The following is a 13,729-nucleotide window of genomic DNA, read 5'->3' on the forward strand; positions in this document are numbered from 1 at the left end:
CATGAAGTACATTGATCAAACGGTTGTTCGAAAAATGATGGGCAAAAGGGCCATGAAAAATCGTTTTTTTCAAACACTGTTTTTTGTATCTACCATTTTCGCTTTAGTAGTACTTGCTATTCTGTTATACCGAATATTCACTCAAGGAATTAGTTATGTAACACCGGAGTTTTTCCAAAATTTTGCCTCTAGGAGAGCTTCTGCATCAGGAATAAAAGCAGCCCTGGTCGGCTCAATTTGGGTTATGGGAGTGGTCATTCCAATTTCCCTCCTGCTTGGTGTAGGAACAGCTATCTATTTAGAGGAATATGCGAAAAAAAATAAACTTACAAATTTTATTCAGGCGAATATTTCGAATTTGGCGGGTGTCCCATCTATTGTTTTTGGTTTGTTGGGGCTTACAGTATTTGTTCGGGGAATGGATTTAGGCAGAAGCATTTTGGCAGGCGGTTTAACGATGAGTTTATTAATATTGCCAGTTATTGTCGTGGCGGCACAAGAAGCGATCCGTTCGGTTCCGAAAGAGTTACGTGAAGCTTCTTATGGAATGGGAGCAACGAAATGGCAAACAATTTATCGAATTGTTCTTCCAGCTGCAATTCCTGGAATTCTTACCGGAAGCATTTTAGCTTTTTCACGAGCTATTGGAGAAACAGCCCCTCTTCTTGTGGCGGGTGCATTTGTATTTGTTAACTATTTACCAGAGAATTTATTAAGCTCCTATACGGTTATGCCGATTCAAATTTACAATTGGGCGTCGCGACCTCAAGCAGAATTTCAAAATGTAGCAGCTGCCGGAATCATTGTGTTGTTTATTTTCTTAATAGTAATGAATTCGGTTGCGGTGTTGATTCGAAACAAATTTCAAAAGCGTTATTAAATGGGTTTTCCTAAAAGGATGAAGGAGGTTTTTATTTTGGCAATTACTGAATTGAAAAAAACTGAACTGAAAAAAGAACAAGAAATTGTTTATGAACAAAATAGCGAAGACAAGAATGAAAAGAAAATTGTCTATAAAACGAACGGCTTAAATTTATGGTACGGTGATGATCAAGCTCTAAAAAACATTGATTTAGACATTTATGAAAATGAAGTAACTGCAATCATCGGTCCTTCTGGGTGCGGAAAGTCGACTTATATCAAAACATTGAATCGAATGGTCGAGCTGATTCCATCCGTTCGAATCAACGGTGAAATATTATATCGCGGAAAAAATATATTTGATAAATCTTATCGTGTTGAAGAACTGCGCACTCAAGTCGGCATGGTTTTCCAAAAGCCGAACCCGTTTCCGAAATCTATTTATGACAATATTGCGTATGGACCGAGAATACACGGCATCCGTGATAAAAAAATATTGGATGAAATCGTCGAAAAAAGTTTAAGAGGCGCGGCTATATGGGATGAAGTAAAAGATCGGTTGAAGGAAAACGCGTATGGCCTGTCAGGAGGACAACAGCAGCGTTTATGTATTGCGCGTTGTTTAGCAATTGAACCTGATGTGATTTTGATGGACGAACCAACGTCAGCGCTTGATCCGATTTCTACGTTGAAAATTGAGGAATTGGTTCAAGAATTAAAGAAAGATTACAGCATTATTATTGTAACGCATAACATGCAGCAAGCTGCACGTATATCTGATAAAACTGCCTTTTTCTTAAACGGAGAAGTTATCGAATTTGGCGAAACCGACCAAATCTTTTCTAATCCGTCAGATAAGCGGACGGAAGATTATATTACAGGACGCTTCGGATAATAATTGTTTTGAATAACACGGTTCATGTTGGAGGAAAAAAAATGAGAGAAAAATTCGAACTTGACTTGAACACGTTACACACCAAGTTAATTGAAATCGGCAGTTTGACGGAAGTTGCATTAGGCAAATCAATCCGCGCATTAGAAAAGCAGGATATCGATTTGGCTATTGAAGTATTAGAGCAAGATGTGAATGTCGATCAGCTCGAAGAGGAAATTAATGACTTTGCAATTCTTTTAATTGCAAAGCAGCAGCCCGTTGCGATTGATCTAAGAAGAATCATTGTTTCCATTAAAATAGCTGCTGATATCGAACGAATGGCAGATAACGCAGTCAACATCGCAAAATCAGCAATTCGAATTGGAAATGAACCGCTTATAAAACCGCTTGAACAAATCACAAAAATGCACAAGCTGGCATCAGAAATGCTGTCTTTATCGCTGAAAGCTTACCATGAGGAAGATGTTGCATTAGCAAGAAAAATAGCCGAAATAGACGATGAAGTAGATGATTTATATGGTGAAGCAATTAAGGAGCTTTTGCAAATTATTCCTGAGAACTTAGAGTATATGAATCAAATTACCCAGCTCTCTCTTGTAGCAAGATTTATTGAACGTACTGCTGACCATGCAACGAATATCGCGGAAAATGTTTTATATTTAGTTAAAGGCCGCCATTATGCTTTAAATGATTAAAGGTTTGCCGTTTTCAGGCAAACCTTTTTTATATAAATAAAATCGCTATGTTATTCGTAAATGGTTCCGCGATACTAAAAAGCCCCTCCTAGTGCTAAAATAAATTTTGGTTCGCCGCCCAAATTTATCTAAATAGGAAGGGAACTTTTTATGTCTTTCGATTTAAATAGTTTATCGCATATAAAATGGAATTGTAAGTATTATATCGTGTCTATGTCTGAAATATAAGAGACAAGTGTTATGGAAAAATTTCGGGCAGAGCATAGGGCAATTTTGTGAAAGAAAAGGCATAAAATTTTGGTGGGCTTTTATAAGTACTATTGATTAAAAAAAGACAATTTAAAAGCCGAGAAAAGCACAAAATTGAGGCTGGGACAATGATCTTGGAATGACAATAATCAACACGGTCGGGAATGGGAGAAAAATGATAAGGGCAATCTTTTTGTGGTTCTGAACTTCACCATTTTGAGTTTTGAAAAACTTCCTTTTTTTACAAACGGCTGGTTTCAAACCTTATTTATAAAAAAACGGATCGCAGCCCCTTTTATCTTGTAAGGGCTTCTGCGATCTCGTAGTAGCTCATCCCTTTTTTTACTTCAAAAGTTCCAATTTGTACACGCTTATGATAATCGTGTTTAATTAAGTATTGATTAAATTTGGAGGCGGAATCAATAATGCCCGATTGTTCAAGTATTTTTGATACGTCGCTTGTCGTCATGCCTTCTTTAATATTTACTTTTACAGGTTTTACCTCAGTTTGTTGGTTATTGTTCTTTTGTTCTTGGTTTTGATTTTGTGCATTTTGGTTTTGTGCATTTTGATTTTGCTGCTTCTGCTGCTGTTCATTTTGTTGAGGTGTTTTATTCAGATTTTTTACTTTTGTATCTTTGTAAGAAAGAAATTCTTCATATTCTTTATTGGATACAGCAATTTTATTATTTTGAGCTAAATACTCGTTAACTGATTTGTCCGTCAACTCTTTTTCAGCCACAACCTTTTGATCATAGTTCCCTAAATAAAAAGTGAGGGTCAAAATTGAGGTGGAAACGATCATCCCTGCTGAGAATGCTTGTAAAATTCGTTTATTCATGATAGTTCCCTCTTATTTTGTTCGATTATTAGCTTTACTTCATCGGTTGTGGCATTTTCCGATTTTGCAATTTCAGCAATTGACATGCCTTGCTGATATTTTGATAAAATTTTGTTTTTCGTGTAATAATCAAAGTGTATAACGGACTGTGTGTCTTGCGAAACAGGCTTTGTGTTTGTTCCTTGCAGCAATTCTTCTTCCAATACCCTCATTTTCTTTTTCATTTTGTATATTTCTTGCATCGCAGAAACGGATAAATGCTCAACTTCTTGTTCCAACTCTTTTATATCGTCACGCTGAGTATAAGCAATTCCTAATAAAGCAATGCTGACAAGGAAAAGAATAATAATCACAATTTCCATGCATCTCACCTTCCATTAGTTGTCCCTTTATTGTTATATCATATATTTTAATAGAACAAAACGGCTTTTAACGAAATTTCATGTTAACTTAAAAAAAATGTAATTTGAAACGACTTGAAACTTTGTGTTCAAAAATAAACATAATGTAGATTTTACAATGCAAAAATGATATTATATAAAAGTCTGAATTTGAACATGAAATAGTTTGGAGGGAAAGATATGCGCGTAAATATTACTCTTGCTTGCACAGAATGCGGCGATAGAAATTATATCTCTACAAAAAATAAACGTACAAACACAGAACGCATCGAATTGAAAAAATATTGTCCAAGATGCAAAAGTCATGCTTTGCATCGTGAAACGAAGTAAAAGCAGTGGGAAGATATTTCCTGCTGTTTTTTTATTATAAAAAAGGTAAATGGGAGGAATTTTTAAGTTGGAAAAAAAATTTGAAATTAGAAATGAAGTGAAACGGATGTTAAAAAACATGGGGCATGAATTGCATGCGGACTGGTCAAACAAAATTGCTGAAACTCTTTTTGAAACAGACTATTGGCAGGAGGCGAATACCATTGGCCTTACAGTATCCAAAGGCTTCGAGGTCGATACAAAAAGTTTATTTTTTCGCTGCTGGCAGGAAAAGAAAAAAACAGCTGTGCCTAAATGCGACCCAAATATAAAAGAAATGGAGTTCAGGGAAATAAAATCGTTTGATCAATTAGAGAATGTTTATTTAGATTTACAGGAGCCGATCTTTGAGCAAACAACACTCATAACGCCAAAAGAAATTGACTTGCTCATCGTCCCTGGCATCTGCTTCGACCGGCGTGGGCACAGGATCGGATATGGCGGGGGTTATTTTGATCGTTATTTACATAAATACGCAAATGTAACTATTGCGCTTGCTTTTTCCTTTCAAATAGTTGAGGAAGTGCCGATTGAATCCCATGATATTCCGGTTGATATCATCATTACTGAAAAAGAATTGGTGGAGTGCAGGAAATGATCATTCCTTTATTGTTCATTATTTTTATTGCGACTATCGCTTATATTTCCTATAAGTCAAAAGCTTTGTCGATTTCTGGAGCAATAAGCTCCGTATTTGTCGGCGCTAGCATCTATTTTAGTTTTGGTTTTCCAGGGCTGGTCCCCCTTGGATTATTTTTTGCGTCATCAAGCATGATCAGTAAATGGAAGAAGGAACGAAAAGCGCAAATGGCATCAATTCTTGAAAAAGGGGAAAGACGCGACTATGTTCAAGTGCTGGCAAATGGCGGGATTCCAGTATTGATCAGCATTTTCAATATAGTGGATCATGATGACCGCAATTTTTGGTTCATTCTTTTAACCATTTCATTCGCTTGCGCCAACGCGGACACATGGGCTTCCGAAATTGGCAGCTTAAGCCGAATAAAACCGATTCTTTTATTTCCTCCAAAATTTGTCGAAAAAGGAACATCAGGTGCTGTTACCGTTCTCGGAACTTTTGCTTCCATCCTCGGTTCTTCGTTTGTTGCGCTGGGGAGTTCTTTTTTTATAAAAAATGATGCTCAAATTTTACCTTTCATTATATTATTTGGATTTATTGGAGCTTTGATTGACACGCTGTTCGGATGCTTTTTTCAACGAAAAAATAAATGTCTCGTCTGCCATGCTGAAACGGAAAAAAGAATACATTGCGGGGAATATACGGTAAAGACGAAAGGTTTTGTCTGGATGAATAATGACGCAGTTAATTTTTTATCAATTTTCATTTCAACAGTAATTGCGTATTTTATTTTGGATAAAAATTGAGCAAAAAGTTTATTTTAATTAATGGAGGGATTAAATTATGAAGCGATTAAAAAGAATTCTTCTAGTATTCGGCATTTTCTTCATATATTCAAATCGATACAAAATTATGAACGTATGCCTAAAAAGCAAATGGATGCGTGAGAAATTTATTCAACTGACAATGCAGATACCGCTAATTGGCAGGAAATTTCTCCAAGGTGCTTTTAAATAGGTGGAAATGGAAAGCTGAATCGTTTTTGATTCAGCTTTTTTCTTCAAACTGCCCTTCCACATTGGTATAATAAAGGAAAAACATGCGGAGAGATTTTAAATGGGGACTCAGCTAGATTTTATTTTTTGGAAAATTTTGCGAAGTCTTGTGGTGGAGCATAATTACAGGCTAATCAATATATCCGGCGATCATTCGGAGGTTTGGCTTGAGCCGTTTCGCAACAAATATTTTCAGCTTGTACGATTTGTCAGAAAAGATATTGACTGGGGAAATTGGATCTCTCAAGACATTGAACATACGGCGCATATTTTTGAAACGATCCGAAAACAATCTATGAGAAGGGACTTAAATATTCTTAACATTTATGTGACCACATTTCCTCCTGTTGATGATTGGGAATTTCGGATTAAAGAACCTTTTGCGCATGGGAAAACAGTCGTCAAAACAATGCTGCTGGATCAAGAGCATATAATGGAAAAAACAGGTGATTTGGAAGATGCTCTTTCGGCTTCGTTGAAAAAACTTGATTATGCAGCAGAAGAATCAAATTTTGAATCAGTTGAACGAATAAAAGAAGAAATATTTTCTTATATAAAAAGGCAGGAAAGGCTGGAACGCTCCTTTTTTGAAAATGGCAGGCCTTTCTTTACATATGTTTTTTTAACAGCACAAATTGTGATGTTTTTTCTTCTTGAATGGTACGGGGGAAGCACAAATTCTGATACTCTTATAAAATTTGGAGCGAAATACAATCCTGCCATTTACGATGGCGAATGGTGGAGATTTTTTTCACCAATTTTATTGCATATCGGTTTTTTGCATTTGATTATGAACTCTTTAGCCCTTTATTATATTGGAATGACTGTTGAAAAAATGTATGGTTCGATTCGATTTTTGCTTATATACTTGTTTGCCGGATTTACTGGTTCGCTTGCAAGCTTTGCTTTCAGCCCCTTTTTGTCCGCAGGTGCATCAGGTGCGATATTCGGCTTGTTCGGTGCGCTCTTGTTTTTAGGTGTGTTAAACCCTAAATTGTTTTTCCGTACAATAGGACCCAACATCTTGATTGTAGTTTTAATTAACTTAATGCTTGGCTGGGCGATTCCGAATGTGGACAACGCTGGTCATATAGGCGGTTTAATTGGCGGATTTCTGGCAGCTTTTGTTCTGCAGATTCCAAGGATGTCCAAATTTTTCACGAGAGCAGTGGGGCTTATTTTATCGATCATCTTCGTTTTCGGTCTTGGGTATTATGGATATGAAATAGCCCCTAAGCGCAATTCGGAAATGGCTTTAGCAAGGGCGCAGGCACTAATTGAGAACAAGGAGTTCCAAAAGGCTTCCGAAGTGCTTTCGGAAGCGAAGGAGCTTGATGATGCAAAAGTTGAAATCATCTATTTACTTGCTTATACGGAATATCGTTTGAACAATGTGGCAAGCTCAATTGAATATTTAAACAATGTATTGGAAAAAGATCCGACATTTCATCAAGCTTATTATGTACTTAGCCTAATATATGCAGAACAGAATGATGTTGTGAAAGCACAAGAAGCGATTGATAAGGCATTGAAGCTTGATCCGGGAAAAGCGGAATATCAGCAGCTAAAACAACAGCTTGACAATCTATAGCTCGATGACTTGTTCGGAAGTTTTCAAAAAAAGAACTTTAGCAATATGTGCAGCTTATCCGCATTTTTATTTAGAAGGTGATGTTTTTGAAAACGATTTACGACATACAACAGCTTTTAAAACGTTTCGGTACTATCATATACATCGGGGATCGTGTGGCTGATCTTGAATTAATGGAGGAGGAGGTGAAGCAGCTGTTTGAGTCGCAGCTGATTGACGCAAAAGAATTTGAAATGGCCATGCTATTGTTAAGACGAGAAATAATGATAGAAAAAGATAAGAGAAAAAGAGTAAAGGATGAAAAATATGATCGATAATTGGCTAGTTGGTGTGGACTTAGGGGGAACTACGATAAAAATTGCATTTATCAATATAAATGGAGAGATTATTGAAAAATGGGAAATCCCTACCGATAAATCAGGAAAAAATATTGTTAGTGATATTTCTCAATCTATATACGAAAAGTTGAAAGAACTTGGTGAATCGAAGCAAAAGCTGATTGGAATCGGCATGGGGGCGCCTGGCCCTGTCGATTTAACAGAGGGAATCATTTTTAGAACTGTCAATATTGGATGGGAAAATAATTATCCGCTTAAGAAAAATCTTGAAAAAGAAACTGGTTTGCAAGTAATCGTTGATAATGATGCCAACCTTGCAGCTCTTGGTGAAATGTGGAAAGGAGCGGGGAATGGAGAAAGGGATTTAATATGCGTCACACTCGGAACGGGAGTCGGCGGAGGAATCATTGCAAATGGAGAAATAATCCATGGGAAAAATAGCGCAGGCGGAGAAATCGGCCATATAACTTCCGTTTTGCATGGAGGTTTTCCGTGCAACTGCGGAAAAACGGGCTGCCTGGAAACGGTCGCCTCTGCAACTGGAATAGTTCGAATGGCTATAGCCAAAATGGAAGAGTTTAATGGGAGATCAACGCTGAATCGGGAATTGGAAAGAAAAGGATCGATCACTGCAAAAGATGTGTTTGATGCTGCGAAAAACGGCGATGAGATGGCATTGCAGGTTGTCGACGACATGACGATGCATCTTGGTCTTGCTCTTGCCAACTTGGCTACTGCTTTAAATCCTGCCAAAATTATCATTGGCGGTGGAGTATCAAAGGCTGGGGAATTTTTAATAAAAAGAGTTAAAAATGTTTTTCAACAGTTCGTTTTTCATGAAGCTTCCGCAGCAGATATTGCTCTTGCAACGCTTGGCAATGATGCAGGTGTAATTGGCGGCGCATGGCTGGTTAAAACGTACATACTTGAAAATTGAGGAAGACTAAAAAGGAATTGTCCGATAAGCCCCTAAAATGAAGCAAGTGGAGAAAAACAATGTGTTTCTCTCCACTTGCTTTTATATTTGTTCGATTTTCATCTGAAAGTAGCTGGCGGATGCCGGCTCCTTTCAGTATGTGTGCGCTAAAGCCACAATCCCAAACTCGACATGTACCTTGTCGAGGTCCAGCAAAGAAAATCTGATAGCGCTTTTAAAAAAGGCGCTATTTTTTTGGCAGCTAAATTTGGATTATAACAAATTCTGTTTATATGAAACTTTTTTAATTTTTGTCCGTCTAAACATAATAGGTACTGAGATAAAATAATATATAAAAAGCTAGCATCTTATTGTAAATATATTGTAAAAAAACATTGATTTTTTTTGGAAGAAGTATTAAGATAATCTTTAGTTATTCACTAAGATGCCTAAAAAATGGAAAAAAACACTTAAGTGTAGAAATGCGCAGGTCCACCGTTTGAGGAGGTAAAAAAATGCGTAAAAGCACATTTTCAAAAATTTCTTTTTTGTTATTAGCGACATTTTTTATGTGGATTAAAACGTACATTGTCTACAAAACTAGCTTTGATATAAAAATAGAAAATTTCAAGCAAGAGATTATTTTATTCATCAATCCGCTGAGCTTTTTGCTGTTTGTTTTTGGTATTGGATTATTTATGAAAGACAAAAACCGGAATCGCTGGGTGATCGGTGCCAGCATTGTGATGACCTTTCTCTTATTAGCTAATGTTGTTTTTTATCGGTTTTATAACGACTTTTTGACTATTCCCGTGCTCTTCCAAGCTAGCAATATGGGAGATTTGGGAAGCAGCATAACCGAGCTGATTCAACCTGTCGATATATTAATGTTTGTTGATATAGCCATTTTAATTTGGCTTTCACGGAGACCTGTTTTCCGCAAACAGGAAAAATTAATGCGCAAAGAAAAAACAGCATATTATTTAATGGTTGCAGCTGTGTTTTTCTTTAATCTTGGATTGGCTGAAACAGAGCGTCCGCAGCTTTTAACAAGAACGTTTGACAGGGAGATGCTCGTCAAAAATATCGGTGTATACAATTTTCATATTTACGATTCTTTGCTGCAGTCCAAAACGTCTGCACAACGTGCGTTAGCTGACAGCAATAACTTGGTCGAAATTCAAAATTATTTAAATGCGAACAAAAAAGAACCTAGTAAAGAAATGAATGGAATTGCAAAAGGTAGAAATGTCATTATCGTCTCTATGGAGTCGTTCCAAAACTTTGTTATCAATCAGAAATTGAACGGACAAGAAATTACCCCGTTTTTAAATGATTTTATTAAACAAAGCTACTATTTTGATAATTTTTACCATCAAACAGGACAAGGCAAAACGTCAGATTCAGAATTTTTATTGGAAAATTCTTTGTATCCGTTGGGAAGAGGCTCAGTCTTCTTTACAAATGCGAACAATGAGTACAATGCAACTCCGGAAATTTTAAAGGATTACGGTTATTACACAGCTGTATTTCATGCAAATAACCGCACATTCTGGAATCGCGATGTGATGTATAATTCTCTTGGATACGACCGTTTCTTTGATGTCAGAGATTATAATGTGACGGAAGAAAATTCGGTAGGATGGGGATTGAAGGATATTGACTTCTTTAAGCAGTCGGTACAATTATTGAAAAATGTTCCTCAGCCTTTTTATACGAAATATATTACATTAACGAACCATTTTCCGTTTGAGTTGGGTGAAGAAGATAAATTGATTGATGAATTTGATTCCGAAGATGGAGTCGTGAATCGCTATTTTACGACGGTTCGTTATACAGATGAAGCCTTGAAAGTGTTCATCGAAGATCTAAAAAAAGCTGGACTATATGAAAATTCAATTATTATATTGTACGGCGACCATTACGGTATTTCCGAAAACCATAACAAAGCGATGGCACAATTTTTAGGGAAAGAGGAAATTACGCCGCTTGATACGATTCAGCTGCAAAAAGTTCCGTTAATTATCCATATTCCAGGGGTTACCGATAAAAATCCGAAAGTGTTCCATCAAGTCGCCGGGCAAATTGACTTGAAGCCAACTATTTTAAACCTGCTAGGCATTGATACGAAAAACGATATCGAATTTGGTACAGATATTTTTTCAAAAGACCGTATTCCGTTTGTTGTGTTAAGGGACGGCAGCTTTATTACGGATCAATATGTGTATACAAGAGGAATATGCTATGACAAATCAACAGGCGAAGCTGTTGAGGATAAAAATGCATGTGAACCATATATGGAAAAAGCGAAAAATGAGCTTGATTATTCGGATGAAATTATTTATGGTGACCTGCTGCGGTTTTTTGACAAAGAGGATGAACCATCTCCGAATTCAACCGAGCAGCAAGCTGCAAAAAAACAGTAAAAGGCTCTGGCCATTAGGTCAGAGCTTTTTTATACGTTTTATTAATGAAACATGATGTCGTTCATATAATATGTTATGTACTGAATAAAAAGGGGAGAGGGGTTTTTTTATGGAAATCTGTATGAATGAAACAGCGGATTTGGAGTACTTGGGAAAAAAATATCAACTTTCGAAACGATTGTTGTTGGATTCAAATCCCTTCTTCGAAAACGAAAAAATCTTTAAAGGGGAAAAAATCGTCATTCCCGGATGGGGTTTCGTACAAAATAATCCGTTTCATCCTTCACCAAGCTTGACTAAAAATACATACAATGCTGTCCCAATTTCATGGCCTGTAATTGATCCAAAACGGCCCTATCATTTTTTTGCTTTGACAAGCGATATTGCGGTGTTAAAAAAAAATTACCCATTTATTAAAGAGAGGATTATCGGCCGCAGTGTTCTAGGGAATCCTTTAGTTGAACTTCTTATCGGTTCCGGAACGAAAAAAGTTCATATGAACGGTTCGTTTCATGCAAATGAGTGGATTACGACAGCCATTATGATGAAATGGCTCAATGAGTATGTTCGGAAGCTTATTTTAAACGAATCGATTAATGGAATTTCTGTAAGACAGCTTTATGAGCAGATTACTTTATCGTTTGTCCCGATGGTGAATCCGGATGGAGTGAATCTTGTTTTAGCAGCTGAATCGTTCGATCCTCAAGTGAAAGAACAGGCCGTCAAGTTAAATAATAACTGTGAAGATTTTTCCGATTGGAAAGCAAATATTCGCGGCGTTGATCTGAACAATCAATTTCCTGCCTTTTGGGAAATTGAAAAAGAAAGAAAAAGCCCTAAATCCCCGGCTCCTCGTGATTATCCAGGTGATTATCCTCTCTCAGAGCCGGAAGCAATTGCTATGAGTGAACTAGTCAAGCAGTCTCAATTTGAACTCATCGTAGCCTTCCACACACAAGGAGAAGAAATATATTGGGGGTATTTAAACTATGAACCAGAGAAGTCGGAAGAAATCGTAAAAGAGTATGAGTTGTTAAGCGGATATAAAGGAATCCGAATGATTGATAGTCATGCCGGTTTTCGCGATTGGTTTATTAAAGAATACAGAAAGCCGGGATTTACCGTTGAATTAGGCAGAGGAAGGAACCCTTTGCCGCTTGACCAATTTGATGAAATTTATCGGAAAGCAAAGGGAATATTTTGGGCGTCGCTTTATTTGCTGTGCAAATAAATTTTTTGAAACATTTTTTTGAAAAATTCGTAAATTATAAGTGAAAATTGGATGAGAAGGATGAGGGTGATGAGGGCAGCCTTTTTTTTCGTCATGTGCTTTCCGATTCTCCTTTTGTCGTCTTGTGAATTTCATCAGCTTACGAATGAAAAGAAACAAGTGACAAAAGAGAAAAAAATGGAAAATGAGTTTGAAAACTTTAAAGCAGAACAGAATCTTTTAGAGAACATTCAACCGATTGAAGCAGAGGAAAATACCTTTCAAAATATTACTGGATGGTTTCATGAAACGGCTGTGCTTTACATTAAAAATCTTGAAGACCGTTCGGAAGTTATTTGTCACGATCTTCAAAGCGGAAAAGATGAACTATTTTTTCAGACAAAGCATCCGATTATTCAAACAGTGCCCAATGATCGCCGAACAATTTTTCTCATTCATTCAAGCCCTGAAACCAATCAAGCCATCCTGACATTTGTAAACACCGAAGGAGAGGAATTATTTCATTGGGAAATCAATGCGTTTGAACTTCAATACACATGGAATCCCTATAATGAAAAAGAGCTGATGGTTACAGCATTTGCTGAAGATTGGTCATATAAGACTTATTTGCTTGATTTGAAAGAGAAAAAAGTTGTGGATAGTCCCTATCAAATACCTTTTTTTCAATGGACAGATGAAGATCGCATTACATATGTAAAATGGAATAACGATGAGCCTGAGTTAAGCGCTCCGCTTTATGAAGCGAACTTAATGAAACATCACGAAAAAAAAATCGCTGATCATGTCATCGGAAATGGAAATTTTTCATCGATTGTCATGTATTTGCAGGAAAATCAACAGGAAAAAGGATTCGGTCAATATGTTTTTATAAATTCTTCATCAAAAAAAGTGTTGTCTACATTTCGTGTCCCTTTGGCTTCCGATTACTCTCAATGGATTTTTCCCTACTATGACTTCAATGCTCAAAATCAGCAGTTTTATACATTTGTGCCCGTTGCCAAATCCCAGGACGGTTCCTTTGAACTGCAAAGATTTAACCTTATCACTAAGAAAAAAGAAACCATCTTCAAAAACGTGACAAACGATCCTATCCTCATTTCGCCATCCGGTCATTATGCTTTGTATGGGCCGAGATTGGAAAAAATCATGGATTTAAGTAAGGAAAAGATTCAGGAGATTGTAAAATAAACAGGAGTGAAAGCATCTTTTTTGGCAATATGAAGCGGAGGTTAAAAGACGGGTGTGTGACAACTGAATGTTTATTTATTCATAAAAAAAAGA

At 36.7% G+C, this 13,729-nt stretch carries 14 protein-coding genes; 12 read left to right on the top strand and 2 right to left on the bottom strand.

What is annotated here, in order from left to right:
* The first annotated feature begins 1 nt into the window (after window position 1).
* From pstA to phoU, 3 genes are all read left to right on the top strand, one after another.
* Window positions 2-880, top strand: a complete 879-nt coding sequence (gene pstA / locus FB379_RS01605; RefSeq protein WP_063388078.1) for a phosphate ABC transporter permease PstA — start codon at window positions 2-4, stop codon at window positions 878-880.
* Window positions 881-964: 84 nt separating this feature from the next.
* Window positions 965-1,756: a phosphate ABC transporter ATP-binding protein PstB gene (gene pstB / locus FB379_RS01610; protein WP_269467022.1), complete on the top strand. Its 792-nt coding sequence runs from the start codon at window positions 965-967 to the stop codon at window positions 1,754-1,756.
* Window positions 1,757-1,797: 41 nt separating this feature from the next.
* On the top strand, window positions 1,798-2,451 hold the full coding sequence (phoU, locus tag FB379_RS01615) for a phosphate signaling complex protein PhoU (RefSeq protein ID WP_063388079.1): 654 nt from the start codon (window positions 1,798-1,800) through the stop codon (window positions 2,449-2,451).
* Between the two features lie 544 nt (window positions 2,452-2,995).
* On the opposite strand, the gene FB379_RS01620 is transcribed toward phoU, so the two are convergent.
* Both FB379_RS01620 and FB379_RS01625 read right to left on the bottom strand, forming a co-directional pair.
* Window positions 2,996-3,541, bottom strand: a complete 546-nt coding sequence (locus FB379_RS01620; protein WP_066247568.1) for an endolytic transglycosylase MltG — start codon at window positions 3,539-3,541, stop codon at window positions 2,996-2,998.
* On the bottom strand, window positions 3,538-3,903 hold the full coding sequence (locus FB379_RS01625) for a DUF6115 domain-containing protein (protein ID WP_063388081.1): 366 nt from the start codon (window positions 3,901-3,903) through the stop codon (window positions 3,538-3,540). Before FB379_RS01625 ends, FB379_RS01620 begins: the two co-directional genes overlap by 4 nt.
* A gap of 219 nt (window positions 3,904-4,122) precedes the next feature.
* Between FB379_RS01625 and rpmG the strand changes: the two genes are divergently transcribed.
* The 9 genes from rpmG to FB379_RS01670 all read left to right on the top strand — a co-directional run bounded on the left by rpmG (window position 4,123) and on the right by FB379_RS01670 (window position 13,636).
* Window positions 4,123-4,272: a 50S ribosomal protein L33 gene (gene rpmG / locus FB379_RS01630; RefSeq protein WP_063388082.1), complete on the top strand. Its 150-nt coding sequence runs from the start codon at window positions 4,123-4,125 to the stop codon at window positions 4,270-4,272.
* 67 nt (window positions 4,273-4,339) lie between these two features.
* The gene (locus tag FB379_RS01635; RefSeq protein ID WP_063388083.1) at window positions 4,340-4,909 is read left to right on the top strand and encodes a 5-formyltetrahydrofolate cyclo-ligase; all 570 of its coding nucleotides are present in this window, start codon (window positions 4,340-4,342) and stop codon (window positions 4,907-4,909) included.
* On the top strand, window positions 4,906-5,697 hold the full coding sequence (locus FB379_RS01640) for a DUF92 domain-containing protein (protein ID WP_066247569.1): 792 nt from the start codon (window positions 4,906-4,908) through the stop codon (window positions 5,695-5,697). The genes FB379_RS01635 and FB379_RS01640 overlap by 4 nt, the downstream gene beginning before the upstream one ends.
* A gap of 310 nt (window positions 5,698-6,007) precedes the next feature.
* A complete protein-coding gene (locus FB379_RS01645) occupies window positions 6,008-7,537 on the top strand; it encodes a rhomboid family protein (protein ID WP_063388085.1) in 1,530 nt (509 codons plus the stop codon).
* A gap of 86 nt (window positions 7,538-7,623) precedes the next feature.
* Complete coding sequence (locus tag FB379_RS01650; RefSeq protein ID WP_066247571.1) at window positions 7,624-7,854, top strand: YqgQ family protein; 231 nt, start codon at window positions 7,624-7,626, stop codon at window positions 7,852-7,854.
* On the top strand, window positions 7,844-8,812 hold the full coding sequence (locus tag FB379_RS01655; protein ID WP_144596787.1) for an ROK family glucokinase: 969 nt from the start codon (window positions 7,844-7,846) through the stop codon (window positions 8,810-8,812). The genes FB379_RS01650 and FB379_RS01655 overlap by 11 nt, the downstream gene beginning before the upstream one ends.
* Before the next feature lie 494 nt (window positions 8,813-9,306).
* On the top strand, window positions 9,307-11,217 hold the full coding sequence (locus FB379_RS01660) for an LTA synthase family protein (protein ID WP_144596790.1): 1,911 nt from the start codon (window positions 9,307-9,309) through the stop codon (window positions 11,215-11,217).
* Window positions 11,218-11,326: 109 nt separating this feature from the next.
* Window positions 11,327-12,448 (top strand): M14 family metallopeptidase, encoded by a 1,122-nt coding sequence (locus FB379_RS01665; protein ID WP_066247575.1) that lies wholly within the window; start codon window positions 11,327-11,329, stop codon window positions 12,446-12,448.
* 69 nt (window positions 12,449-12,517) lie between these two features.
* Entirely contained in the window at window positions 12,518-13,636 is a 1,119-nt protein-coding gene (locus FB379_RS01670) for a YqgU-like beta propeller domain-containing protein (RefSeq protein ID WP_144596792.1), read from the top strand.
* Window positions 13,637-13,729 lie beyond the last annotated feature (93 nt).

Source organism: Aeribacillus composti, assembly GCF_007827555.1.
Taxonomy (GTDB): domain Bacteria; phylum Bacillota; class Bacilli; order Bacillales; family Aeribacillaceae; genus Aeribacillus; species Aeribacillus composti.